This window comes from Paraburkholderia tropica, assembly GCF_914484835.1.
Lineage (GTDB): Bacteria > Pseudomonadota > Gammaproteobacteria > Burkholderiales > Burkholderiaceae > Paraburkholderia > Paraburkholderia tropica_A.
In genome coordinates, this window is record NZ_CAJZAR010000072.1 from 62,097 (window position 1) to 88,551 (window position 26,455).

Below are 26,455 nucleotides of genomic sequence, written 5' to 3' on the forward strand. Positions count from 1 at the left end.
TACGGAACCAGAGCATGGCAGCGACGAACTCAAAAGGCACGATCCTCGTCACGGGCGGCGCGGGCTTTATCGGCTCGCACACTTGCGTCGAACTGCTCAATGGCGGCTACGACGTAGTCGCCGTCGACAATCTCGTCAACAGCCGCCCGGAGTCGCTCAAGCGCGTCTCGCAGATCACCGGCAAGCCGGTCGCCTTCTACGAGGCCGACGTGCGCGACGCGCAGGCGCTGGAGCGCATCTTCAAGGCGCATCCGATCACGGGCGTGATCCACTTCGCCGCGCTCAAGGCCGTGGGCGAGTCGGTCGCGAAGCCGATCGAGTACTACCGCAACAACCTCGACGGGCTGCTCGTGGTACTCGACGTGATGCGCCAGCACGGCGTGAAGGAGTTCGTGTTCAGCTCGTCGGCGACCGTGTACGGCGTGCCGGAGCGCTCGCCCATCGACGAGACCTTCCCGCTCTCGGCGACCAATCCGTATGGCCAGTCCAAGCTGATCGCCGAGCAGATCCTGCGCGACGTGGCGATTTCCGATCCGTCGTGGCGTATTGCCGTGCTGCGCTATTTCAATCCGGTGGGCGCGCATGAGAGCGGCCTGATCGGCGAAGATCCGGCCGGAGTTCCGAATAACCTGATGCCGTATGTCGCGCAGGTGGCGGTCGGCAAGCTGGAGCGGCTGCGCGTGTTCGGCGGCGATTACCCGACGCCGGATGGCACGGGCGTGCGCGATTACATTCACGTGGTGGATCTGGCGCAGGGGCATTTGAAGGCGCTCGATGCGCTGGCCGCGCGTGGCGAGGGATTTGTCGTCAATCTCGGTACCGGCCAGGGTTACAGCGTGCTGGATGTGGTGAAGGCGTTCGAGAAGGCGTCGGGCCGACCGGTGCCGTACGAGATCGTGGCGCGCCGCCCCGGCGATATCGCCGAGTGCTATGCGAACCCGGCGACAGCGGAGAAACTGATCGGCTGGAAAGCGCAATTCGGCATCGAGCGCATGTGTGTGGACCATTGGCGCTGGCAGGAAAATAATCCGCGCGGGTTTGAGTAAGCAATCAATAAGGGACGGGCCTGAAAGCCCCGTCCCATCTCACTCTGGGCCGATGCCGCCACGGTTGCGGTGCGGCAGAATTATTGCGCTGTATTACGTCGACGTTACAACACCGAATTTAAAGCTAAAATACCCAATCAATTAAACCGACTCTTACTTGATTGGGGCGCAAATAGGTGGAAACAGCAACATCGACGGGGGCCGTCGTCTGGCTGACCGGCATGTCCGGCGCAGGCAAGTCGACCATTGCACAAGCGCTAGTCAAACGACTGCAAATGCTGGCAATTCGCTCCACCGTGCTCGACGGCGACGTGTTGCGCACCGGCCTCAATGGCGACCTGGGCTTCAGCGAAGCCGACCGCACCGAAAACCTCCGCCGCGTCGCTCACGTCGCGGCGCTGTTTTGTCAGGAAGGTTTTGTCGCCATCACCGCGACCATCTCGCCGGAGCCGGAGCACCGCGACAACGCGCGGCGTATCGTCGGTGCGGAGTCGTTCGTGGAAGTCTTCGTCGATACGCCGTTCGAAGTCTGCGAGGAGCGCGATCCCAAGGGTCTGTACAAGCGCGCGCGCCGCGGCGAGATTCCGCAATTCACCGGCATCGGCTCGCCGTATCACGCCCCGGATCGCCCCGACCTCACCGTGCGCACGCAAGGCAACTCGGTCGAACATTGCGTCGACAACATCGTCGAGCATCTTGCGCGCAAGCATCATATCGGCGCGGGCATCATCGGCTAGCAGCGCGCAGCGAAGTCCGCCCCGAAGCAAAAACGGCGAAACACCTTCAGTGTTTCGCCGTTTCTTTTGCCGCTTCCTTTTTAGCTCGCCGCCCGGACCGAACTGCTGGCGACAGACTGGAGCTGACGCGCCACCGCGGGCTGATACTCCGGCACCCACCGCCGCAAATCGCGACGCACTTCGTCGTCGCTCGGCACACGATGCTGCATGAGCCAGGGCAGCAGTTCGTCGAGCAGGTTATCCGGCACTTCGCGCGCACGCGCGATACGCAGCTTCGGATGCGGCGTGCGCGTCGTGGTCTCGTCGTCGGCGAGCAGTTCTTCGTAGAGCTTCTCGCCGGGACGCAGCCCCGTGAACTCCACGCGAATCTGCTCCTCCGAGTACCCATAAAGACGAATCAGATCGCGCGCGAGATCGACGATCCGCACCGGCTTGCCCATATCGAGAATGAAGATCTCGCCGCCGTGACCCATGCTCGACGCCTGCAGCACGAGTTGCGACGCCTCGGGAATCGTCATGAAAAAGCGCGTGATCTCGGGATGCGTGACCGTCACCGGGCCGCCCTTCGCAATCTGCTGCTGGAACTTCGGAATCACGCTGCCCGCGCTGCCCAGCACGTTGCCAAAGCGCACGGTTTCGAACTGCGTGCGCTCGCTGGTCTGCTGCAAGGCCTGACACGCCATCTCCGCGAGCCGCTTGCTCGCGCCCATCACGTTGGTGGGATTGACGGCCTTGTCGGTCGAGATCAGCACGAAATGGCGCACCTGATGCTTGATCGCCGCGCGCGCCACGCGATAGGTGCCGAGCACGTTATTGCGGATCGCCTGCCACGAATTCAGTTCTTCCATCAGCGGCACGTGCTTGTATGCGGCCGCGTGGAAAACGATGTGCGGCGTGTAGCGCGCCATCACCTGGTCGAGCAGCAGAGAATCCTTGGCATCGCCGACGATCGGCACCACCGACAGTCCGGGGAAGCGGTCGCGAATTTCTTCGGTGAGCCGGTACATCGCAAATTCGGAGAGATCGAGCGCGACGAGCTGCGCGGGCGCGAAACGCAGAATCTGGCGGCACAGTTCGGAGCCGATCGAGCCGCCCGCGCCCGTCACCATCACCACGCGGCCGCTCAGGAGCGCTTCCACGTGCGGCGTGTCGATCTTGACCGCGTCGCGGCCGAGCAGATCCTCGAGGTCGATGTTGCGCACCTGCGAGAGGAAGCCGCGGCCCGGCGTGAGTTCGGTCAGCGACGGCAGCATCAGCGCCTTGACGCCCGTGCGCACGCATTGCGTGGCGGCGCGCCGCTGCACTTCCGCCGACGCCGAGGGAATCGCGATGATCGCGAATTCGCAGCGCAGTTCGTCGGCCCAGCGCGCGACGTCGCTGATCGGACCGAGCACCTTGTAGCCGTAGATTTCGCGTCCCTGCTTGGCCGGATCGTCGTCGAGCAGGCCGACGAGACGCCACTCCGCGGAACGCGACAGTTCGCGCGCGAGACTCGCGCCCGCGCCGCCCGCGCCCACCACGATCACAGGCTTGCCCTGGGCGACGAGGCCGCCGTACAGGTAGAACTCCTTGGTCGCGCGATAGAGCGCGCGCGCGCCGCCCATGGCGAAGAACAGCAGCAGCGGCGAAACGATCAGCACCGAGCGGGGAATGATCGGCATCGGCTGCAGCAAGACTGAGGCGATCATGACGATCAGCCCGGCTGAGATGATCGCCTTCGAGATGCGCAGCAGGTCTGGCAAGCTCGCGAACACCCACATGCCGCGGTAGAGCCCGAAGATGCGGAACATGATCGCGTAGATCGGCAGCACCCAGACGAGGGTCTTCACGGCGCCGTGCCAGAACTCGGTCGGCACGGACGCGTTGAAGCGCAGAAGATAGGCCGTCAGCCAGGCGGCGGCGACGGCGCCGACGTCGAACAGAAAGGCGCTGAACGAGAGCCAGGAGGCTTTATTGCGGAGCATCAGCGTCGACCTCAGATTGACTGGTAAGGGACTGGAAACTACGCCAGCGCACGTCGATTGCCGCACCCATCAGAACAAGAACGACCGACCAGCCTGCAACGATCCCCCACTGCTGGGCCGGGGAACGCCCCAGAGCCCACAAAGCAATTACTATGCCCACGCATATTACCAGATACCATGTCAGCGCCGTGACTGCGTGACCGGTACCGAGCCGAACCATCCGTTGATAATAGTGTTCACGGTGCGCCTGCCAAAATTTTTCGCCGCGCAGCAGGCGTCGAATCAGCGTGACCGAGGCATCGCCGATGAAGGGCGCGAAGACCAGCGCCGGGAACCAGATCGGCCACGCGCCGCCACGCCAACCCCAATAGCCTAACGCGCCTGCCAGAAAACCGGTTGGAATTGAGCCGGCGTCGCCGAGAAAGATCTTCGCCGGGTGAAAGTTGAAGAACAGGAAGCCGGCCGCTGCACCCGCAACCGCCGCGCACGCCCAGCTGAGCGCCGGCATCGGCTGCGGTCCGAAGAACGCCGCCAGCGCGTAGCCGCCGAAGCCGAAGAGCGCCATGCCGCCCGCGAGGCCGTCCGCGCCATCCATGAAATTGTAGAGATTGACCAGCCACAGCAGCAAAAACGCCAGCAGGGCCGCGCACCACCAGGGAATCGGCGCCGGGTAGGCAACGATCAGCGCCAGCACGGCGACGAAGTGGGCGGCGAAGCGCACGCGCGCAGGCAGGCCGCGCCGGTCGTCGATCTGCGACACCGCCGCGAGGAACGCCGCGCCGAGCGCGATCAGCCAGAGCGACGGCGCCACCACCAGGATCGCCACGACGGCGACCGGAATCACGCCCCACCCGCCCACGCGCGGCGTCGGACGCACGTGCAGCGAGCGTTCGTTGGGAATGTCGGTGGCGAGCCGCCAGGCGAGTCCGGTCTTGAGCAGGAACGCGAGGATGGCGGCGCACGCCACGGCGCATACCAGCGCGATCGCGACGAGCGTCACGATCGACGAAGAAAACAGCGGCGAGTTCAATGCAGGCAACATGGACGTATACGGTCTCCGCTTGATCAGTGCGTCGCACGAAACCAGCGTGCGGTGGCCTCGAGCCCGGCGTCCAGGCTCACGGGCGGATACCAGCCGAGCTGCTCGCGAATGCGCGAGGCGTCGACCTGAAGGCTCGTCGTCAGCCGCTCGATCTGGGCCGCGCGGCCAGCGAGCGCGCCAGCCGCGCGCAGCAGGCGCGGCGGCACGGGCAGCAAGCGCGCAGGCTTGCCGAGGTGGCGGCCCAGCGCGCGCAGTAACTGCGCGACCGACGGATCGTCGCCGTCAGTCACGTGGAAGCAGCTGTTGGCGGCGCGCGGATCGATCGCGCAATGCATCAGCGCATCGGCCAGATTATCGGCGTAGACGAGACTGCGGCGCGCATCGACGAGGCCAAGCGGCAGCGGGATGCCGCGCGACACCGCGTTCATCATCTGCAGGAAGTTGGCTCCGACGCCCGGACCATAGACGAGCGGCGGACGCACCACCACGATCTCCATGCCGGTTTCATCGCCGAACCGCCAGAGCGCTTCTTCGGCCGCGCGCTTGGAGAGCCCGTAAGGGTCGAGCGGCATGGGCGGCGTGGATTCGGCGAGCGGCGCGCCGCCGTCCGTTTCCGCGACGGCCTTGATGCTGCTCACGTACACCATGCGCCGCGCACCCTTCGCCCGTGCGGCGCGGGCCACGCGCAGCGTGCCGTCGACGTTGGTGGCCATGAACGCCGCGAGCGGGTCCGGCGATTCGTCGCGCATCACGTGGACGCGCGCGGCCAGATGCACGACGCAATCGGGCGCATAGTCCTGCGGCCACGCTGCGTCCAGGCCCGCGAAATCCGCCGTGGCGTGGCGCCATTCGCTCACGCCATCCGCCAGCTCGGCGCTGCTCTGTCGCACCAGCGCGGTCACCTCGTGGCCCGCGCCCGCAAGCGTGCGGCAGAGCGCGCGCCCGACGAAACCATTTGCCCCCGTCACCAGTACGCTGCTCAAAGCCACTTCCACCCGAAGCGGTTGTAGAACTTGAACGCCGACGCCGCGAACATGCGGATATGAGCCATGCCCTTGCGGGACGCGCCGCCGCCGTGATGCAACACCCGCACGGCGGGTGTGTAGACGACGCGCGCCACATCGTGCGTGCGCAGGCTCAGGTCGTAGTCCTCGAAATAAAGGAAGTAGCGCGGGTCGAAGCCCGCGAGCTTCTTCAGCACCTCGGTACGGAACAGCATGAAACAGCCGCTGACGATCGGCGGGTCCCAGAGCGTGTCGCGCTCGTTGATCTGCGCGCGCATTTCATAGCGCGCGAGACGAGATTCGAACGGCCGGCGCGCCGCGCGCGGTAGAAAGCCGCGCACGAAGAGATCGACGAGCGTGGGGAACTGGCGGCAGAGGTACTGAAGCTGCCCCGAGTCGTCGACGATCGCGGGGGTCAGGAGTCCGGCTTCGGGGTGGACGTCCAGGAACTCGAGGGCGTTGAGCAGCGCCTTGGGTTCGATGTCGATGTCGGGATTCAGGATCAGGTGATAGCGGCTCGACGCCTGTGCAATCGCGAGGTTGTGGCCGCGGCCGTAGCCCACATTGCCGTGACCGCTGATCACCGTGCTCTCGATGCCCGCCTGGGACAGCGCGGCGAGGTTCGCGCGCATGTCGGGCATACCGCCGTTGTCAACCAGGAACAGATGGATCGATATCCCGGGTTTGACGCGTGCCAGTTCCACGCCGGCTTCGGCGAGGCTGTCGAACGTTCTGGCTAGCAATTGCCGGTCGGGATGAAACACGACCACCGATACGGACACCACGCCGTGATTCATGCTGGATACCGCACTCACTGTCATCTGGAAATGCAAAGATTTGGCGCGTGTGCGCCTAGCCTGATTAAACGGGGTCGGTAAAGACGACTAGTTTGCTAAAAACGACGGGTTCCGGCAACCCGCTTTTCCTTTTGTTACGGGGGTCGGAGTTGGGGGACCTTTCGCGATATTTCATTGCCTTTCAACACACTGGCACGGCCCTCTAATGACCGGATGCGCGAGTCTATCGAAAATGTCGTTTTGTCCCGATAACCTGTGCAGATGCACAACAAACAAACTGACATATTTGTAACGGCGTAACAATATGCAGTTAAACTTTGCCGTTTTGGAGGATGGTGCCAAAACAGCGCCCGCACCGGGCAGGTGCTCGCCCGCTAGCCCCCCCTATAGACAAACTGCCCACTGGCCAACCGTATGAGCAGCAGACCACTCGTTGTTGACCTTGATGGCACATTGCTTCGATCCGACGTCCTGATCGAATCGGGCTTCGCCTACCTGACCTCCGCCCCGCTCCGCTTCTATCGTCCGCTCCTGTGGCTGCTGCGCGGCGGCAAACCGGCCCTCAAAGCCGGGCTCGCAGAAAACACCAACGTCGACGTCACGGTTCTGCCGTACGACCCGCAGGTGCTCGACTGGCTGCGCCAGGAACGCGAGGCGGGCCGTCCTCTCGTGCTAGCCACCGCCAGCCACGAGCGCTACGCGCACGCGATCGCCGACCACCTCGGCCTGTTTGACCAGACCTTCGCGACCGCCGACGGCGTCAATCTCTCCTCACACCGCAAGCGCGACAAGCTGGTCGCGGAGTTCGGTGAGAAGAATTTCGACTACGCCGGCAACTCGCACGACGACGTCGCCGTCTGGCAATCCGCTGCGCGCGCCTATGTCGTCAATCCGTCGAGCGGCGTCGAGCGCGCCGCGCGCAAGATCGGCAACGTCGAGCGCGTGATCGAGTCGCGCCCGCCCACACTCAAGACGTGGAGCAAATCGCTGCGTCTGCATCAGTGGCTGAAGAACCTGCTGATCTTCGTGCCGCTGCTCGCCGCGCACAAGCTTGCCAATATCGATCTCGTCTTCGCGTCGCTGCTCGCGTTTCTCGCGTTTGGCCTGTGCGCATCGAGTGTGTATCTGCTCAACGACCTGCTCGATCTCGAGGACGACCGCCATCACCCCACCAAGCGCAAACGCCCGCTCGCCTCGGGCGCGCTGCCGCTCACCTGGGGGATCGGCCTCTTTCCTGTCCTGCTTGTCGGCGCGTTCGCGCTGACGGCGTTGTTCCTGCCATGGCGTTTCGCGATCGTGCTGCTCGGCTACTACGTGCTCACGCTCGCGTATTCGATGTACCTGAAGCGCCAGGTGATGGTCGACGTCGTCGTGCTGGCGATGCTCTACACCATCCGCATCGTGGCGGGCACGGCGGCCATCGCGGCGCATCTGACGTTCTGGCTGCTCGCGTTCTCGATGTTCATCTTCCTGAGCCTCGCGCTCGTGAAGCGCTACGCCGAACTCTATTCGATGCAGGCGCGCGGCCTCGTCAAGACACGCGGTCGCGGCTACGTGTCGAGCGACCTGCCGCTGATCTCGTCGCTGGGCACCGCGTCGGGTTATATCTCCGTGCTCGTGCTGGCGATGTATATCCAGGACGGCGCCACGGCGCGCCTCTACCACCACGCGCAGTTCATCTGGCTCGCGTGCCCGCTGCTGCTCTACTGGATCAGCCGCACATGGATCATCGCGCATCGCGGCCTGATGCACGACGACCCGATCGTGTTCGCCGCGCGCGACCGCGTGAGCCTCGCCGTCGTGCTGCTCTGCGGTCTCGTTTTCTGGGCGGCGACCTGAACGATGAGCACGGTGCTGTCCTGGGGACGTTATCCCAACTATCCGCAAGAAGCCCATGCGCTCGCCTGGCGTGACGGCGCGGCCCGCGCGTGGCGCGATCTGCGCGACGCGCACGGCAGCGCGCTCGCCTTTGGCAACGGCCGCAGCTATGGCGACAGTTGTCTCGCGGCTTCCGGGCACGTGCTGCAGACGCTGCCGCTCGACCGCCTGATCGCCGCCGACTGGAGCACGGGCGTGCTGCGCGCCGAGCCGGGTGTGACGCTCGAACAGATCCTGGACGTGGCGATTCCGCGCGGATGGATGCTGCCGGTCACGCCGGGCACCAAATACGCCACGTTGGGCGGCGCGATCGCCAACGATGTCCACGGCAAGAACCATCACGTGCGCGGCACCTTCGGACGCCACGTGCGCCGCTTCGGCCTCGCGCGCAGCGACGGCAGCGTGCTCGACTGCGCGCCCGACCAGCACGCGGAGTTCTATGCGGCCACCATCGGCGGACTCGGACTCACGGGCCTGATCCTGTGGGCCGAGATCCAGCTGATGCCGATCCGCTCCAGCCAGATCGACGTGACGACACTGCGCTTCGACAATGTCGACGAATTCTTCGCGCTCTCGGAACGTCTCGACCCGCTGCACGAATACAGCGTCGCGTGGGTCGATTGCCAGAGCCGCGGATCGGCGCTCGGGCGCGGCATTTTCATGGTCGGCGATCACGCCGAGGACGGCCCGCTCGAAGTCGACCGGCGCAAGAAGCGCACGGTGCCGATGACGCTGCCGGTCCCCATCTTCAATCCGCTCACATTGCGCGCCTTCAACGGTCTGTACTATCACCGCCAGGCGCGCGGCGAGACCCGTAGCAAAGTCAGCTACGATGCGTACTTTTATCCGCTCGACAGCCTGCTCGAATGGAACCGCATTTACGGGCGGCGCGGGTTTCAGCAGTATCAGTGCGTCGTGCCGCCCGAGGCTGCGCGTGAAGCGACGCGCGAGATTCTCGACGCGATCGCCTCGAGCGGCACCGGTTCATTTCTCGCGGTGCTCAAGCGTTGCGGCGATATTCGCTCGCCGGGGCTGCTGTCGTTTCCGCGCGAAGGCACCTCGCTTGCGCTGGATTTTCCGCAGCGCGACGCGCAGAATGCGCGGCTTTTCGCGCGGCTCGATGCGATCGTCGGCGCTGCACGCGGCCGCCTGTATCCGGCCAAGGACGCGCATATGTCCGGCGCCGATTTTCGGGCGGCTTATCCGCAATGGCAGCAACTGGAAACCCTGCGAGATCCCGCGATGCTGTCGCGGTTCTGGGAACGAACGACTCGAACATGAAGAACATTCTGATCATCGGCGCCACTTCGGCGATCGCCAACGCCTGCGCCCGCCACTGGGCCGCGCAGGGCGCGCGTCTTTTCCTCGTCGCCCGCAATGGTGAACGGCTGCAGCAAGTCGCCGACGACCTCGTCGCGCGCGGCGCCAAGCTCGCCGCGTGCTACGAACTCGACGTCAATGACGTCGATCGCCATGCCGCCATGCTCGCGCAGTGCCAGACCGAACTGGGTACGCTCGATATCGTGCTGGTCGCGCCAGGCACCCTGCCCGACCAGGCGCAGTGCCAGGCCGACGCCGCCGTCGCGATCCGCGAATTCACGACCAACGTCACGTCGATCATCGGCCTGCTCACGCCGATCGCGAATCTGATTGAAGCGCAAAAGCGCGGCACGATCGCGGTGATCTCGTCGGTGGCCGGCGACCGCGGACGCCCGTCGAATTATCTCTATGGCAGCGCGAAGGCCGCGCTTTCGGCGTTCTGCGAAGGCCTGAACGCGCGTCTGTTCAAGGCGGGCGCACATGTCGTGACGATCAAGCCCGGCTTCGTCGCTACGCCGATGACCGCCGGCCTGCCGCTGCCCGGCCCGCTCGTCGCGACGCCCGACAAGGTCGCCGCCGACATTACCCGCGCCATCGAGAAGAACAAGGACGTGCTCTACACACCGTGGTTCTGGTCGCTGATCATGCTGATCATCCGGTCGGTGCCGAAGTTTCTGTTCAAGCGGGCGTCGCTGTAAGGGCACCGCTACCGCCAAAGACATCCGCTCAGCCAGCGCCCCACGCATTAATTGCGAGGTGGCGTTGGCCTCGTCGAGCAGAATCACTTATCCTGCCCCGCCCCCGCCGTCAGCTTGACAGGACGATATTGATCGCCAGACGAGAGCCGATCGCGGTCCAGCTCGACTCAATCAGTGTTGATACGTGATCAATGCCGCAGTTTTTCCGCTGATCGAATAGAACTTCAGATCCTGTGCTGGATCGACAAATTCCGGCGGAATATGCATCGCGAACCCGGACATGGCGAGCGCATCCGAATTGAAGTGACGCGCCACGTCCAGCCTGTTCGTCCACTGCGGTGTATTCACGTACACCACGCGATCACCCTGCGTGACAACGATGAAGTCCGGAATGACGTTCTGCTCTCCGATCGCAGCCCAGCCGGACAAATCCACACCCTGATCGGTGCGCCGAACGGAATCAATATTGCCGAGCGATACGTCTTCTCCAGACGTCATAGCCAACGTTCTGTCGCCGTCAATAAATCTTGCTGACTCATCGATCATCTTGAGCCGTACGTCAGCGCCGAGAAATTCGTTACGCTGCCGCTGAACAGCCACTTCTTGAGTGGTGAAAGTTCTTTCGACGGGAATCTTATCTGCGTATTGTGCAAGATCCGGAGATGGCGCATAACCCATGGCGCGCTCAACCAGTTCTTCTACAACGATTGTGGGTTTTTCTTGCTGAACCATTTTCACGAAAAGTGCCGAGTCGGGAGAAGTCCAGACATATACAACGCGGCCGTAATTCTGCGAAAAAAACGGAACTATCGACGTAAAAAAAGAATCGCGAAAAACGAGTGCGGTTCCAGTCTTGCCGGGACAGACAGTGGCAAAAATGATTGCGTGATCAATCGCCATGCCGAGCGGCCATTGCGCCTGTCGAGGTTTCGCACACTCCGACGTCAGCACACCCTTGACCTCTGGAACAACCTCGTTAGTGGGGACGCGAATCATCCTGGACATATCACCTCCTCCCACCAATGTGATGTTGGTGAAAGTCGGATTCTGGTAAGCGAAGTCGCTCAGCCCAATCGACTTCATGAGTTCACGATAACCAAGGTAGGCACCGTACTGCGTCCAGTGCGTGTCCGTGTGAAAGTACAGTCCACGTTCCTCGCCTTTCCGCGCCTTCAGTGCCGCAGCTGGATTGACAAAATACGAGGGATTTCCAAGGTAGCTCTCGATACCCTGCAACCGCGACGGTCCTTTTCCAAGAACCCCCTTCGGAAGATACTCTGGATAAACGGTGCTCTTTTCGGTACCCACCATGAATCGATAGTCGATCCCCTGACTTTTCAACCAGGTGTATCGTCGGTTCAAGGTTTGCTTCCAGTCCTCTAATTTCTCCGTAGAGAGTTGTCCTTGACGAAGAATATCGGGCCGACTCCCGTCGTCGAAGATGAATAGCCAATTGCCCTGTCCAGCCAGCACCTTCGTGGCGCCTGAAACATGGAATATCTTGTACAGCAGATAGCTGTGGAGATTCAGAAATACGTTCCGAAATCCAAAGCGGTCATTAACGTAGGCATCAAACTCTTTCGGGAAATCACTGATCCTTTCCTCGCTCAAGTCCAACGACGGGAAACTGGTCAGATTGCGTTGCTCAGAATTGCTGCCATCGCCCGACCACATTGTCACGAATGGCATGGTGATCGCAGCAGAGAATGCGACCACCATAATGATGTTGGTCAATTTCCTGAGTCGCATACGATTAGAAGCGGAAATAGATGAACGGGTTGTACGTACCGGATGCAAGCTCCGCTGCGCAGACGGTCAGCACGGCGAAAACCATGATGAGGCGAACATACAGGTAAGCGGAATTGCTGGTGAAGCTTGAAATCGCCAGAATGAACGCGGGAAGAGGTTCATTTGAATGCGAAGGGAACCGACGCTCCATCCAGTCACGGCAAAGCGAAATTGCTACCGGTGTCGACAAAATCGCGCCGAGCACGAGCGTCGACAGAACTTGCGAATTCAGATAGAGAGCGATCTGCGGCGGAATACTCGATCCATGCGCGAAACCAAAAAGCGCGCCGAGGTACGCGCACGCATAAGCGAAATCCTCTGCACGGAAGAAAACCCAGCCAATCATAACCATGAGGAGCGTGTAAACCCAGCCGACGTACTTGGGCAACGAATCCAGCGTCTTGCCAAAACGGCTGCGCTCAAGCACGAGCAGGCTACCGTGAAACGCCCCCCAGACCACGAAGTTCCAGCTTGCTCCATGCCAGAGCCCACACAGGAGAAAAACGGTGAAGAGGTTCAGGCACACGCGAAACGGTGATGCCCTGTTGCCTCCCAATGGGATGTAGAGGTAGTCGCGGAACCACGTCGACAGCGAGATATGCCAACGCCGCCAGAACTCCCGGATCGATGTCGCGATATAGGGATAGTTGAAGTTCTCGGTCAACTCAAAGCCAAACATTCGCGCGAGACCAATCGCCATATCCGAATAGCCGGAGAAGTCGAAATAGATCTGAAGCGTATAGCAGACGATACCGAACCATGCAGTCGCAGTGGAAATCTCATGCTGCGGCAATGCAAAGACCTGGTCTGCAACCTGGCCGAGCGTGTTTGCGATCAGTACTTTCTTGCCCAGCCCGAACACAAAACGCTCAATTCCGGAGCTGAACCGCTCCAACGTGTTACGTCGGTGCAGGATCTGGTCGGCGATATCGTGAAAACGAATGATCGGGCCGGCGATCAACTGGGGGAAAAGCGAAATATAGACGCCCATATCGAGCGGGCTTCTGAGCGCCTTGGCCTCGCCCCGATATACGTCGACGATATACGAAATCGAATGAAACGTGAAAAACGAAATCCCGACCGGAAGCGCGACGTCGAGCACCTGGACATGCCGCCCGAACACGCTGGCGATCTCGTTGGCATTGCCTGTCAGGAAAGCGGCGTATTTATAGTAGATCAGAAACAGCAGGTTGATTGAGACGCCCGCGCTCAGAATCAGTAGCTGCAGCCGCTTGCGCCGCGTACCGGCGATCAGCAAGCCAACAATCCAGTTGAAGAGGATGGACGCCACCATGAGCGGCAGATGCTTCGGGTCGCCCCACGCGTAGAAAATCAGACTGGCAGTTAGCAGCCAGATGTTCTTGAGCCGATGCGTCAGCGCATAGTAAAGACCTAACGTGATCGGCATGAACACGTAGAGAAAAATAGCGGAACTGAAAACCACGGCATCCTCGATTTCTTACGCACCGAGCATACCGGAGTGGCTCAAATGCGACGGGGAGATTGGTCGAACGGCAGATTATAGTACAGCGCCAACCCCGCCATTCCATGCCGCTGGCATCGAAGGTCAAGCCGGAATGAGCTTCCTGGCCTACGACGCGATGACGGTTTGCACTCGACGGGCAAAGGCTGCTACCGAAGCGGCAATCCAATCGCGCCTGGAAGCGTGCTCGAGTACGCCGCAGGCTCATTCGTTCACCGCTACGCGGTAGATGTACTCCTGAAGATGCGGTACCCCAAGGAGTGGCCACGCCATGACATCGCTGGCGTCAAACGACAGCGATGTTTTTGTCGAAGGCAAATGTTGCCGTTTATACCTGGATCAGACCGTTCTACTCGCAAATAGCCCGTCCTTTGCAGAATGGAGGATTGCCGCCAGCAGCCTAATAATGCGGGCTGCCCCTCGCCACCGGTAAGATATACAATTTACTCGCGGGGACTCTGCACGGGCAACGGAATGGATCACTCCTGCCCCTGCCGCACAAGTCTGCGCCCTTACCACTCTAGCTGACAGCCCTAAATCCATGCGCCGATGTTTCTTGCACATTGGTACCCACAAGACGGGTACCACGTCCATTCAACGCTCACTGACACAGGCGCCGTTGTCAGAGGCGGGCTTTTACTTCCCCAATACGGGAAAATGGACGGCCGATTCAGGGCACCACGGCCTGGCCTCAGCGGTCGCATCGAGTCAACATGATGCACTCGTCGACTCGCTGATCCAGGAGATATCACTCGTACCGCACCATATCATCCTGTCGAGTGAAGAATTCACGCACATGCTGTGGCGCAATACGCAGGGATTTCAAAAGCTCGTTGATCGCGTATTAACGGTGACTGACAGAGTTACCGTAATCCTTTATCTGCGACGCCAAGCCGATTACATCGAAAGCAATTATATTGAGCGGTTGAAAAGCCAGTTTCGTTTGGGGTTCTCAGCCTACGCGTTCGCACGTATTGACGAAGACCTGGCGGAGTTCCCCCTTGATTACCGGCGATTGATCGATGTACTCGATCGCATTCAAAACGTCGATATCGAAGTCCGCTCCTACGACGCCGTCCGCGCCTCGGGTGCACTGGCCGATTTCCTGTCTGTAATCGATTGGCCTGCTGACCAGCCAATCGACGAATGCCGAGTCAATGAGTCGCTTCCCATTGCCGATTCATTGAAGAACTTCTGTCGCGCGCAGTTGCAACGAGTTTTGTCGGATGCGGAGGAGCGAACGATTGAACTGATCGCCTTGGGTTTCCCGGCGCGCCCGCGTATGGACGTGAACACACGGCGCGACCTGGTCCAACAATTCTCAGCATCCAATCGTGCGCTCGCCGAGCGGTTTCCGCTCGATTTGCTCAATGAACCGCTCCCCGGCGACTATTCGTTTGGCGCATGGACTGGACTTGGCGACGGCACTCCGCCGCACCAGGAAACACTGTGGCAAGTCACCCTCGATCACCTGTTTTCCCGAACGTTTTTCGAGATCTTTCTGGCAGCTTCCGGACGGTTCGGCAACACCCAGGCTGCATTGAGCGGTTTGGAGGCGCTTGCCAACGAGCGCCATTCGCAGATCGAAACATTGCAGCGTGCGCTCGATATCACCCAGGCTGCTTTGACTAAAACGCAAAGGCTTGCGCTCGAGCGGCACGCAATGCTCGATGCGTTACAGGACCCAGGCGCTCAGCCCAAAGCGACACGGGGTTGGCGACGTTTGTTCAGACGGTAGTTTGGTACTTGACCTTGCCGCGCAAGGTCGAGGACATTCAGACAAACCCCGCGATTATTGCGACATTTTTAGATTACTCCAGCCAAGATGAACGCCAGATTGATGCGTAGCCCAGCGCTGCTTCCGTTCCTTTTTACGTTCGCGGCGCTTGCCTTCTGGGTTTTCCACTACGGATCACACTGGCCGTATCGAGATGGCTTCATCTATCTTCGCAAACTCGATGAACTCTCGGACGGCAAGCTAAGCATTTCTAACCTCCTGGCGTCCCGCGACAATCAGCATCCCATCGCGTTCCAGATTGTCGTAGCGCTCTTGTTCCTGAAGGTCTTCCCCGGAAGCATCTGGTCAATCGTCGTGGGCAACGCGGCGATGCTGTGGCTTTCCGCAGTGGTGTTATACGTAACCGCCGCGCATTCGCTTGCTTCCCGGAAGCAGAAATTCCTGCTCGCCTGTCTCATCTGTGCTTCCACACTGATCGGATCGCAAGCCAGCTCGTTGCTGTGGGAATTTCAGATCTGGTTCTACTGCAATCTCGTGCTGCTCGCTCTGAACCTCCTGTTGACCGAACGCTACGGGCTTCGTGCATATCCCATCGTCGCGTTGTTTTGCCTGTTTGCTACGGGTAACGAAGCGCAAGGCGCGTTTCTGTGGCTGGTTGCTGCGGCGCACATGCTCTACATCACGTCTACCAGTGTGAAGCGCAATGTGAGGATTGCAGGCGTCGTCATACTCGCGGCGCACGTCATGATCTTTCTCGCGCTTGCGTGGACACTCAGCCATCTTCAATACGGCGGCGCGCCAAGTGTCGACGCCAATCCCACACTCCTGGGCAGACTGATTTTTAGCGTCCAACTGCTTGGCGGCGGATTCGGAGTAAAAGACCCTTCTATCGCATTCGTCTTCGGACTGATGTCACTGCTGGCATGGGGAGTTGGCACCTTTTTCGCCGCGCGCCGCAAATTCGCGTTGACGATCGACCGCGTTGCATTCCTGATCTGCGGCATCAGCCTGATGTGGACTGCGGCGTTTGCTATGGCGCGAGCATCGTTCGGTATTGCCTGGGCACTCAGCGAGTTCCATGGATCATTAATGATGATCCCGCTCTATGCGGGCATCGGCATGTATGCCGCGTCGATGCTGGCTGAAACCGCCCTCGGCTGGCGCGTTGCCGCACTATGTCTTTCCGCCTTTGCCCTCTCACCCGTCTTAACTGGCTTGCACTTCGCGCGTCAGCAATCCGTTCTATTGAAGGTGAATTCCTTGCTCGCCGCTGCAGTGGAGTGTACAGACGTATCTGTTCCGGCCGCATTGAAGCAGAACCTCAGCGGCCTCCGAACTAACGACGACATTTACTCGGAGATCGATCGTCACCGCAGTGAACTGTGCGGCGTGCAGCCGAACCTCAGCCGCGCAGTAGAGGCACTGAAGATTCCGCCCTACTACGCCGAACTGATTTCGAAAGACCCGCGAGTAAGCGACGCGCTTCATGCACTTTGGTATCAGTATCTGAGCCGCCAGGATCTTCGCGAAGCATATCCGCTCTCTGACCCCGACCTCGCGCGCGACCTCCTGAAATGGGGGGCGGTTGAAGCGGCGACAGTAACGTCAGGCGACGAGCAAGTCCTCGCGCAATATGCAACGACACTGAAAATGCTGGTCGAGCAGTTGGATGGCAGTGCATCTTGACGACTACGCGTCGGCAGACGCGCGGTCGGTAAAGACAAAAACCTTATCCATCCGATACTTGACGACGTAGCCGAACGCGAGGCCGATGACGCCACCGACGTACCGCATTCCTTCGGTCTGGAACTTATGTGCAAAAAAATATTCGCACCCCCAGAAGATCGCCGTCGTAACGACACCCGTCAAGGTGTACAGCATAAAGGTGCCGGCATCATGACGGGTATTCTGTGACTTCCAGCGAAAAATCCACCGCTTGTCGAGCACATACTTGACAACAAGACCAACGGCCGTACCAGCAGCCACCGACAGCGGAATCGCTAACGTCCCGTGATAGACGCGAACGGTGGCAGCCTGCGTCGCAATGTTCGCTGCAGTGGAGATGCAGGCAAAAAGTAAATAGAGCAGTGCTATCGTCATCGTTCTCGCCACCCCGATCTAAAGAAGGGGCATTTTACTTCACTGATGAACGCGCGCAGCCCGCGTCGAGGGCATGGAGCTTTCTATCAATGCATGAGCCGTCTGGTCTGACTGCCGGATCGACTCGCAAGCCCTTCTATTGAGGCTTGCATCTGTGCGTGCTGATGCACCGAACCAGGACGGCATGAGTTCACGCCCGAAAATCGCACCGGCGATAGATGGCGAGCAGCCCCAGCCACACCGACGCTCAATCTCCCGGTGAACGTGACCGTTGAGGTCACATCAACCGATCTCGACTGCCATTCACCGCGCGTACGCGTGGGAACTTAGCGGTAGTAGGCCTTTTTATTCTTCCGCATGACCACGGTGCTGCAGAGATCGGGCAATGGCATCACGCCCTCGGGCTTATCAGCAAAGAACTCGTCGACGGCTTTTTCCGCACCATCCCAGCAGAGACTTCCATAATCGTGCATCAGGATAAAACCACCCGGCGCCATTCGCGGATAAAAATACTCCAGCGCTGCAATCATGGGAACGTAGAGATCGCAATCGATATGCACGATGGCGTACTGACCATCGTCGAGTAATTGAGCCGCTGTTTCAGGAAAATATCCCTTGATGAAAACGGTCCCCTCTTCGCCGACACGATTCTTTACAGCCTCAAGGCTAGTATCTTTGAAAATACCGGACAGATGCTTTTCGTTCGAGTCGAGATCGGCGTCAGGAAAGCCCTCAAAGGTGTCGAGCAGATAGAGTGTTCGTTGCTGTCGACGCGCGAACGCCGCCAGAACTTCAGCGGTATTCCCTTGCCAGACGCCCAATTCGGCAAAATCACCCGGCACCTTTTGCTTCGCGACGATGTCCGAAACAAGGCAGAGTGAATAGAACCGAGCCATATCGCCGTTGTGCGAATCCAGACCATTCGCAAAACGCGCCGCGTCACCTTCCGGCTCTACCAGTCCGCCCGTGGCAACGTATTTTGCGTAGTTCTTCGTATACCGTTCCGGATGCGAAAACTTGCGCTCAGCCTTCCAGTCGGGCGTCGACTCCGTTACGGGGGCATTGTCTTTCAAAAGCTTTCGAGCAACATTCAAAAACGACATAACCTTCCTCCGCGGTAAGGAAGAGTCATTATAGGTGACGCGAAGGGCACAGATTGTGCAGTCAATATGACAGCCGAACGAGCAGGCAACTCGAGCTACACTTTATGTTGCAGCGCTATCGGGCTATTTTTTCGAGCCGTCCTGAGCGATCGACCAGGTACGTGGCTCGCTCCGGACCCGCAATCGCGTAACGCGAGGTGAAGAGCGGCAGGAACATATCGATGCGTCGATATTGCTGCATCCACGCCGGCATCAGCTCCTCAGGCACGACCGAATCTAGAACGACAACATCAGGAGCACTTTCCACGTCACGCAGAGAAGACTTCAGGTTGCTCACATACTGGCGCGCGAAGGCGATCATTCCATCTGGCGCGGTCTTGGCGCTTTGCACCTGAAGATTGCAGGCCACCACGACTGAAGCGAGCACGGCGACACAGCGACCGCCGGTGCCAAGTTCGGATCTCGAGAGTGCCACGACTGAGACCATCACGAGAAACGTAACATTCTCAACGCAGTATCGCGGCAGATAGGCTCCCTCCGGAAATACGGCGGCGCGCTCGATCGCGATCATGGCAGACGACGCGACGACATATCCCAGACTCCCCGCCCACAGCAACAAGATAGCGGGCTCTCGCCTCGCGCCGGTTGTCATGATGTACAGCACAAGAACGGCGGGCACCAGCGTCGCCCAAGGCATCGTAATTCCGTGACGCCCCAGCCCAACCATGGCGGCGAGCGTGGTGTCACTGATCTGAGTCCAGGCGTACGGAATAATGACATCCAGATTGTGCGTTGCCACCGGCCCTCCTGGGGCAGGAGAGAACCGCATGACCAGCCAGGCATACACAACGAGCGGAGCGACGAACGGCAGAAGTACACGTGCAGCTTGCGACAGCGCCTCGCGAGATGATTTACCCCGTTGCGTATATAGGACGACGCCCACCAGGAAGACTAATGCAACGGCCACCTTTGCCGTGAAAAGCAGGGCGAAGCCGAAATAGACAACGGACATGATACGTCCGGCTCTTGTGGGGCCACGGCCGTCAGGCCCCGCCAGACAGACAGCCGACGCCAGGATCAACGCGGTGGAGAACAGCGTATGAACCGAAGCACTCCACCAGAGTTGAGCAGACGTCAGTTGCGGCATTAACACATAGACGACAAGACCGCAGAATATCGCCCAATTCCCGCAGTCGAAGCGCCGGAGGAATGCATAGACGAGGCATGTCAAAAACATGGACAGCGCTATCAAGAGCGCCATCGCATACTCATAAGTCACACCGACCAGTTCAAAAAACGCACCCTGCACGAACCTGAAGCCTGGCGCAACCTGTCCGAATACATCTCGCATCAGGTAATGCAAGGTGAAACCTGGGTATTCCCGGAAGATTTCAAAATTCAGAAAATCGTCCGCGAAAAAAGCAGATGTTCGAATGCGTGACCAGGTTACCAGAGCCTGGAGCGCAAGGATTCCAGCAATGAGCAATCGGCTGTTTTTCATGACATGCACGGCGGAAGAAAGGAGCTTTTATCAACAGTCGCTAATCGCGTAATTTTCCGGCTTACGGACGCGCTGTACCTTTTAATATTGTTGAATTGATCGGACCGCGCGATCGGCCCTCGAAAGCAGTTCCGCGCCTCAGAACATGAATCTCATGCGAGCTCACGTGCGAGATCTCCGTGGAGCAAGCCGCCAACCCGCAACGCTAACGGTTGATGAGGTCGCGCACCATACCCGCCACTCCGTCTGCAAAGCGTCGATAACTTTGAGTGCGCGCCTCTCTGACAATCGCGGCAGCACGCCCGACGGGGTTACGCGGAAAACTGCGTCGGCGGATAAAGTGTTGCTCGGCTTCTACGAGAAGCGCCAACGCATCAGCACGCACAACTGGTCTTTCGCCGAATCGCTGATGCAGAACTTGAAATCGCGAGATCTTTCGCATTAGATACCCGTCACGTGGCAGCACTCTCGCGCGTCTCACATAAGCGGCGATCCATGAGATCTTCCCTGTCGGAACCCCAATTGCATTCCGGCCGTGTTGTCGATAGCCAACCAGTTTCTCCGGCAACATCGCGACCGCTTGCCAAGCCGCTGCGCAGGCTGCGAGCCACTCGTCATGCAGCCACTCGGAAGGAATCGGTAACGCGAGGCTCAGCAGTTCGCGCCGGAACGCCGCCGCCGTACCAGTCACAAGATTACGGCGGCAGTAGACTTCGAAGAAGCGCTGCTGTTGAACGAGCGCGCGTTCGGCAGTTGAAAGATAGAGTGACTGGAAGAGCGATTGCCCAAGATCCCGATCATCCTCGTCGATCAATTCCGCATCGGAATGCACGAGGAGCACCTCTGGGTGCGAGTCGAGATAGGAAGTCATGACGGCGATTTTGTCATGCCTCCAAACATCGTCTTGATCGGCAAGAAAGACGATCGACGTATCGAGCGCACGTATCGCCTGTTCAAAGTTTCGCGTTACACCCAGCCGATTCTCGTTGCGCAATAGTGTGATCCGCACGTCCGTCGACGCGTGCACACGCTCGCGCCAGTGGACAAGATGTTCCCACGTGCCATCGTCAGAGCGGTCATCGCTCACCACGATCCGATCTGGCAGGCGCGACTGATCAGTCAACGACAGAAGTTGCGCATCAAGGAAAGCCATACCGTTGCATGTGCACATTGCAATGCCAACGGAGGGCTCGGAGGAAGTTGTCACGCTCATCGGGAAAGGAAAAAAAACCTGGGGCTAGACCAACAAGCACGCGCGGGCCACGCGCCTAAGCGAAAGCAGCAAAATCCACCGCTCGGCCGGTCTTGCGGGTGCGTCTCAGCGGCTCGCATTAACGCGCGAGCCGAGGCGCAACTTGGATCCGAACAGTCATTCCGTCTTGGCCTGGCTGCGGGCCCGCTGGGCACGCGAGGCCGCCAAAACCACGTGGCGACCTCACGTACAAAAGCACCCTCAACGTCGATCGTTGATTATCCGGCGAATGCGGTGCTTCACCGCCCCTAACGCGGCCTTGCTCGAATTGCCCTGGCCCGTGCCCTCTTTCGCGGATCGAGCAGCCGCAAGCTCGGTACGCAACTCTTCGCGGTCCCGCCACAGCTGGCTGGACTGCGCGCGCGCCGCCTGGAAAATCCGGTAGGCACCCTCGTCCTTGACTCGCTGGACCCGATCGAGCAACGCCAACGCCCGCGCATACTCCTCACTGCCTTCCAGCGCCAGAACGTTCTTCACGTCGGCGATCGCCTCGCGTGTTTCCTCGAGATAGCGGCGTCCACGTCGGCCGTCAGGCTCGAGATATGTTCCTTCGCACCACTCGTTCCACGAATGCAGGAACACAATGCGTTCTTCGGCAGGGTAGCGCCTATATGTGTCGAGCAACGCCTGTGCGAGCCATAACCGGTACGAGTCGCCTTCCGTATTGACATGCACCAGCGCGCGCGAGCCATAACGCGGGGTATTGTCCCAAGGCAGCATCACCGTACGCCACCGGCGGTACTCCGGTGCCGGTCGGCTCATGTGGAATCGCGCGAACCTGTCGTAGTCAACAATCCGACCCGTGAAATTCTCCGGCAAGTCGAGAGAGTCAGTCTCGCGGCTGAGCACATCGGACGGTACAACATTCGAAGGAATCTCGTAGCTCGCATCGAAACCGAGTTGTCGCGGTTGCGGCGGCTCAGGCGTCCAGTCGTCCACCATCACCAGATAGATTCCAGGGAATCCACGGCGAGCCATCTCGTCGCGCCAAATCTCCGTCGTGCTGAGGATATCCGGGAACAAGTGCGCTTTGTAAATGCACAGCACCGGCTTTCCGTTCACCTTCGTGTAACGGTCGTCCTCGAAAACGGGCATCAATTCCCGAATGAACGCAAGGTCGTCTTCCTTCGAGTGCTCCTGGGCAATGATGACCTCGTTGTCACCACCATCCCAGCGCTTACTCCAGTTCTCATTGGCCCACAGGAAGAAGAACGGCATTTTCAGATCGGAATTGATGTAATTCTCGATCGGCTTATAGAGCAGTTTCTTGCCGTGGAAATAGTAATAGTAGAAGCACAGGCCCGAGATGCCATACTCCATCGCCAGTTCGACCTGCTGGCGCATGACGTCGAAAGAGCGTAAATCGTAATAGCCAAGTTCCCCGGGAATCTTCGGCTGGTAATGCCCCTTGAAAAGCGGCTTCGCTTTTATGACGTTGTTCCACTCCGTGAAACCCGGGCCATGCGCCCAATCGTTTTCGGGAATCGGGTGGAATTGCGGCAAATAAAACGCAAACGTGCGCGGCAACTCGGAGTCCGGTACCTTGGACTCGCGCGGCGACAGCACGATGGAGGGTTGCTCCAGAGCGTCCGAAAGACGCGGCGGGTCGGCGTACAGTGAGCGGCCATTGCCGTCGAGCTTGAGGTCGTGATGCCCACCTGCCGGTTGCGTTTGCACCGCGCCAGGACGCCCTTCGGCCTCACCGAAACGGATGTAATGCAATACCGGATTCATGCCCGATCGCGCCACATCCTCATTACGCTTCAGATATTGCCTGGCATCGAAATCGGGACCGGGACGATATCCGAGAGGACCACCGATACTCAGGTAATGCTCGGCTGGATCCAGGTTCGATGCCTCGACCTCCGGGTGGTGCAACATGTACCAGGCCGCATCATAAAGCGATGATTGACGCAGGAGCGCGACATCCGTGTCGTTAAAAGCAATGGATTTTGCCGGGGCCTGCGGTGCCGGCTTGCTCTCGGCATCCACTTCTCGTCCATCGAGGATATTCGTTACGTATCGCGTGGCATCGATAACGTCCTGAACCGGCAACTCGCGCGCGGGTCCGAGCAGGTTGCGGGCGAGCTTGACCTCCGGCGCATTGCTGCCGTAAAGGCCCGTGTAAGGCGTGTACTGGCGAAATGCGCCCATGCGGCCGAGCAGGACAACGCCGGGTGTGCACACCGCGTTCGCGAGATGCGAGGGGCCACTGTCGACGCCAATGAAGAAACGCGCGCGACGAATAACCTCCGCCGTTGCAAGAATGCTCGTACGGCTTCTCAAGTCGGTAGCGAGCGTCGCGAGCGGCGACGGCACACCGTCTTTGCTCACGCCGATCTCTACGATCGGCAGCTTCAGTTCCGTCGCAATCCAGCGCGCCAAAACCTGCCAGCTCTCACCAGTCCAATCTTTGTCGACGTTGTTCGACTCGCGGTGGATGACACAGTACTGCGCCGCGAGCCCCAGCGCGTCGACTTCACGACGGCTTTCATCGCCGATGTAAAGCCGAGGAGCCGCCGAGAGCTTCGGCAGTCCGGCACCCATCGTAAACGCCTCGAGCAAGGCGCCGTAATCCAGCCATTCGTAGGCGTTGATGAAGGGATTGCCCTGCTCCTTGATCAACGGAACCCGGCAGTGCGAACAGACCCGGTAGTTGACGTGCAGATCGACGACTTTGTCATAGCCGCCATGTCGGGATATCTTGATCCAGTCCGTCAGGCAATCCACGGCCACCGTCTCATCGACGTAAGGATTCGAATCAACAAGCTCGCGATATGCCTTGTTGACAACCCATGCCACGGAGCTGTCGGGATACTTCATCTTGAGGTAACGCGCAACCGGCTCACACGCGACGATGTCGCCGATATGCTCTACCAGACCGATAACGATTCTCATCCTTTCATAGCCCCTTTAAACGTTCCAGCCAGCCCAAAGGCCCGGTGTATCTCTAGATCCGCGACCGCGTGCGGTCAGCGATTTGCTTTCTTATTGCTCAACGCACGAAGGGGCGCCGTTATGCGCCAGCTGGTCGACCGCCTGATCTGGTCGACTGCGCTCTGTAGTTCCGCCAATGCCTCACGTGCCGAACGCTCCGACTCCGTTACACGAGCGGCTTCCGCGCGCAATCGGTCCAACTCGACGTGCAGTTTGCCGCTATTGTCCTGTGCCCCGAAATACTTGCGCTCAAGCTGTTCGAGCTCCTGAGCGTGACGCTCCATCAGTTCTCGCACAATGCGTTCTTCTTTCTCCGCTGCCTGCCGGGCCGCTTCCTTCATTTCCACAGCGGCGTTCAATACTGCCGTACCACCCGAGCGCGCCGCTGCGCCGGCGCGCAGCACCTCATGGTCGTATTGCGGCTTGTTCAGCAGGGCAAGTGCGAGATCGTCGGCGGTCTCAATATCGAGCAGCAGTTCGCACGGACGCACCGCATAGCCTTTGAGGGGATCGGACGCCTCGGGCGTTCCTACCAGCGCCACCTCTCGTGCGCCCATGAAAATGTTTCGGTCGCACTGCAGAAAATTATCTTCGTTGAACGCCAGTACGACGTGCGCGCGGACCCGGTAACCGTACTCTTTCAGCAGCCTGAAGCAGCGCAGACCGTCTTCGAGCGAATTGCACTCTGCATAAACGGCTGGCCCATGTCGGCGTATCAGTTCCCCTGCGCCGCGCAAGACCATGTCTTCCATGCCCTCTACGTCGATCTTGATGAGCGAGCAGGAAGCGATAGGAAGTTCATCGAGCGCAATCGACTTTACGCAGAACTCCGCGCCGCTGGATTCGTGATGTTGCGCCCCGGGTACGAATACCTCCCGCAATGACGCGCTGCCATAACTCGCCGGCGTTTCGATATCGATCGCTGGAATATGCTCTTCCTTCCCTACTGCCGAAGCAATCGCATTTTCCGCCCTCACATTAGTGAGGCCGTTATCCTGGATGTTCCGACTCAGCAATTCAAAGCTGCGTGCTTGCGCCTCAATCGTAACGACCTGTCCCTGCTCCCCCACATGACGGGCGAACGCCAAGGTATGCGTACCGATATAGCCGCCAACATCCACCACCGTGTCGCCTTGGTGCACCATCGACAGCATGAAACTTAATTCGTTTTGCGCCCACTCGCCATACAGGCGTAACGAATCGCTGATCGCTCCGGTATCGTTAGCGAATAGTGTTACCCGCCCATGACGGGTATTAACGGTTTCGAACAAATTGTCCGATTGCATCAGCCTCTCCAACACTTCTCTCGGCAACTTGGTCGCCTGTTCTTTAATCATTCCGGCAGCGACGCTGCGCAGCCGGCAACTCAGGTTCGCGGCTGCGCCAGCCAACGTACGTAACGATCGACACCCTCTTGCACCGTCAGGAACGGCGCGTCGTAGCCCGCTGCGCGCAGCTTCGACTGGTCGGCCTGCGTGAAGCACTGATACTTGCCGCGCAGTGCGTCCGGGAACGGGATGTACTCGATCAGGCCTTCCTTCACCTGCTCCGCGAGCGAGAGCGCCGGCTTGCCTTCGAGCGCGCGCAGCGTGTTCACCACGCTCGTCGCGATATCGTTGAACGGTTGCGCGCGGCCGCTGCCGAGATTGAAGATGCCGCTCTTTTCGGGATGATCGAAGAAGAACAGGTTCACCTTCACCACGTCTTCCACCGACACGAAATCGCGCGTCTGCTCGCCCGGCGCGTAGCCGTTGTACTCGCCGAACAGCTTCACGCGGCCTTCGGCGCGGAACTGGTTGAAGTTGTGGAACGCCACCGACGCCATGCGCGCCTTGTGCGTCTCGCGCTGGCCGTAGACATTGAAGTACCGGAAGCCCGCGATCTGGCTCTGCGCCTTGGGCAGCACGCGGCGGATCACCTGGTCGAACAGGAACTTCGAATAGCCGTACACGTTGAGCGGCGCTTCCACGTCGCGCTCTTCGACGAAACGGCTCGAACCGCCGTAAATGACCCCCGACGCCGCATACAGAAACTGCCTGCCCTGCGCGAGACACGCGTCGAGCACCG

At 59.9% G+C, this 26,455-nt stretch carries 20 protein-coding genes; 7 read left to right on the top strand and 13 right to left on the bottom strand.

The window, feature by feature from the left end; translation table 11 throughout:
- The first annotated feature begins 14 nt into the window (after positions 1–14).
- Both galE and cysC read left to right on the top strand, forming a co-directional pair.
- Positions 15–1,046 carry a UDP-glucose 4-epimerase GalE gene (gene galE / locus LDO54_RS27800; RefSeq protein ID WP_224014032.1) on the top strand — a complete coding sequence of 344 codons (1,032 nt, stop codon included), beginning with the start codon at positions 15–17 and terminating at the stop codon, positions 1,044–1,046.
- 176 nt (positions 1,047–1,222) lie between these two features.
- A complete protein-coding gene (gene cysC, locus LDO54_RS27805; protein ID WP_224014034.1) occupies positions 1,223–1,783 on the top strand; it encodes an adenylyl-sulfate kinase in 561 nt (186 codons plus the stop codon).
- Between the two features lie 80 nt (positions 1,784–1,863).
- Here the strand turns inward: cysC and LDO54_RS27810 are convergent, their stop codons facing one another.
- From LDO54_RS27810 to LDO54_RS27825, 4 genes are read right to left on the bottom strand one after another with little or no spacing between them, the layout of a single operon-like run.
- Complete coding sequence (locus LDO54_RS27810; protein WP_224014036.1) at positions 1,864–3,747, bottom strand: polysaccharide biosynthesis protein; 1,884 nt, start codon at positions 3,745–3,747, stop codon at positions 1,864–1,866.
- Positions 3,734–4,789, bottom strand: a complete 1,056-nt coding sequence (locus tag LDO54_RS27815; protein WP_224014038.1) for an MraY family glycosyltransferase — start codon at positions 4,787–4,789, stop codon at positions 3,734–3,736. The genes LDO54_RS27810 and LDO54_RS27815 overlap by 14 nt, the downstream gene beginning before the upstream one ends.
- Positions 4,790–4,812: 23 nt before the next feature.
- Positions 4,813–5,772, bottom strand: coding sequence for an NAD-dependent epimerase/dehydratase family protein (locus LDO54_RS27820; RefSeq protein WP_224014040.1), 960 nt, complete (start codon positions 5,770–5,772; stop codon positions 4,813–4,815).
- On the bottom strand, positions 5,769–6,614 hold the full coding sequence (locus tag LDO54_RS27825; protein WP_436975703.1) for a glycosyltransferase family 2 protein: 846 nt from the start codon (positions 6,612–6,614) through the stop codon (positions 5,769–5,771). The genes LDO54_RS27820 and LDO54_RS27825 overlap by 4 nt, the downstream gene beginning before the upstream one ends.
- Positions 6,615–7,004: 390 nt before the next feature.
- On the opposite strand from LDO54_RS27825, the gene LDO54_RS27830 reads away from it, so the two are divergent.
- From LDO54_RS27830 to LDO54_RS27840, 3 genes are read left to right on the top strand one after another with little or no spacing between them, the layout of a single operon-like run.
- Positions 7,005–8,429, top strand: coding sequence for a UbiA family prenyltransferase (locus tag LDO54_RS27830; RefSeq protein WP_224014044.1), 1,425 nt, complete (start codon positions 7,005–7,007; stop codon positions 8,427–8,429).
- Positions 8,430–8,432: 3 nt separating this feature from the next.
- Positions 8,433–9,749, top strand: a complete 1,317-nt coding sequence (locus LDO54_RS27835) for an FAD-binding oxidoreductase (protein ID WP_224014046.1) — start codon at positions 8,433–8,435, stop codon at positions 9,747–9,749.
- Positions 9,746–10,486, top strand: coding sequence for an SDR family oxidoreductase (locus LDO54_RS27840; protein WP_224014048.1), 741 nt, complete (start codon positions 9,746–9,748; stop codon positions 10,484–10,486). The genes LDO54_RS27835 and LDO54_RS27840 overlap by 4 nt, the downstream gene beginning before the upstream one ends.
- A 171-nt stretch (positions 10,487–10,657) precedes the next feature.
- On the opposite strand, the gene LDO54_RS27845 is transcribed toward LDO54_RS27840, so the two are convergent.
- Both LDO54_RS27845 and LDO54_RS27850 read right to left on the bottom strand, forming a co-directional pair.
- Positions 10,658–12,220, bottom strand: coding sequence for an alginate O-acetyltransferase AlgX-related protein (locus tag LDO54_RS27845; protein ID WP_224014050.1), 1,563 nt, complete (start codon positions 12,218–12,220; stop codon positions 10,658–10,660).
- A gap of 19 nt (positions 12,221–12,239) precedes the next feature.
- Positions 12,240–13,718: an MBOAT family O-acyltransferase gene (locus LDO54_RS27850; protein ID WP_224014053.1), complete on the bottom strand. Its 1,479-nt coding sequence runs from the start codon at positions 13,716–13,718 to the stop codon at positions 12,240–12,242.
- 595 nt (positions 13,719–14,313) lie between these two features.
- Here LDO54_RS27850 and LDO54_RS27855 point away from each other — a divergent pair.
- Both LDO54_RS27855 and LDO54_RS27860 read left to right on the top strand, forming a co-directional pair.
- On the top strand, positions 14,314–15,495 hold the full coding sequence (locus LDO54_RS27855; protein ID WP_224014054.1) for a hypothetical protein: 1,182 nt from the start codon (positions 14,314–14,316) through the stop codon (positions 15,493–15,495).
- An 87-nt stretch (positions 15,496–15,582) separates the two neighbouring features.
- The gene (locus LDO54_RS27860; RefSeq protein WP_224014056.1) at positions 15,583–17,181 is read left to right on the top strand and encodes a hypothetical protein; all 1,599 of its coding nucleotides are present in this window, start codon (positions 15,583–15,585) and stop codon (positions 17,179–17,181) included.
- Positions 17,182–17,184: 3 nt separating this feature from the next.
- Here the strand turns inward: LDO54_RS27860 and LDO54_RS27865 are convergent, their stop codons facing one another.
- The 7 genes from LDO54_RS27865 to rfaD form a co-directional block, all read right to left on the bottom strand.
- A complete protein-coding gene (locus LDO54_RS27865) occupies positions 17,185–17,595 on the bottom strand; it encodes a GtrA family protein (RefSeq protein ID WP_224014058.1) in 411 nt (136 codons plus the stop codon).
- 326 nt (positions 17,596–17,921) lie between these two features.
- On the bottom strand, positions 17,922–18,698 hold the full coding sequence (locus LDO54_RS27870) for a TylF/MycF/NovP-related O-methyltransferase (protein WP_224014059.1): 777 nt from the start codon (positions 18,696–18,698) through the stop codon (positions 17,922–17,924).
- 115 nt (positions 18,699–18,813) lie between these two features.
- Complete coding sequence (locus LDO54_RS27875; protein ID WP_224014061.1) at positions 18,814–20,199, bottom strand: hypothetical protein; 1,386 nt, start codon at positions 20,197–20,199, stop codon at positions 18,814–18,816.
- A 205-nt stretch (positions 20,200–20,404) separates the two neighbouring features.
- The gene (locus tag LDO54_RS27880; protein ID WP_224014063.1) at positions 20,405–21,412 is read right to left on the bottom strand and encodes a glycosyltransferase family 2 protein; all 1,008 of its coding nucleotides are present in this window, start codon (positions 21,410–21,412) and stop codon (positions 20,405–20,407) included.
- A gap of 240 nt (positions 21,413–21,652) precedes the next feature.
- Positions 21,653–24,349 (bottom strand): glycoside hydrolase family 99-like domain-containing protein, encoded by a 2,697-nt coding sequence (locus LDO54_RS27885; protein WP_224014065.1) that lies wholly within the window; start codon positions 24,347–24,349, stop codon positions 21,653–21,655.
- Between the two features lie 74 nt (positions 24,350–24,423).
- On the bottom strand, positions 24,424–25,674 hold the full coding sequence (locus LDO54_RS27890; RefSeq protein WP_224014067.1) for an FkbM family methyltransferase: 1,251 nt from the start codon (positions 25,672–25,674) through the stop codon (positions 24,424–24,426).
- A gap of 80 nt (positions 25,675–25,754) precedes the next feature.
- Positions 25,755–26,455, bottom strand: a 701-nt coding sequence (rfaD, locus tag LDO54_RS27895; RefSeq protein ID WP_224014069.1) for an ADP-glyceromanno-heptose 6-epimerase, incomplete at its 5' end; no start/stop codon positions are given.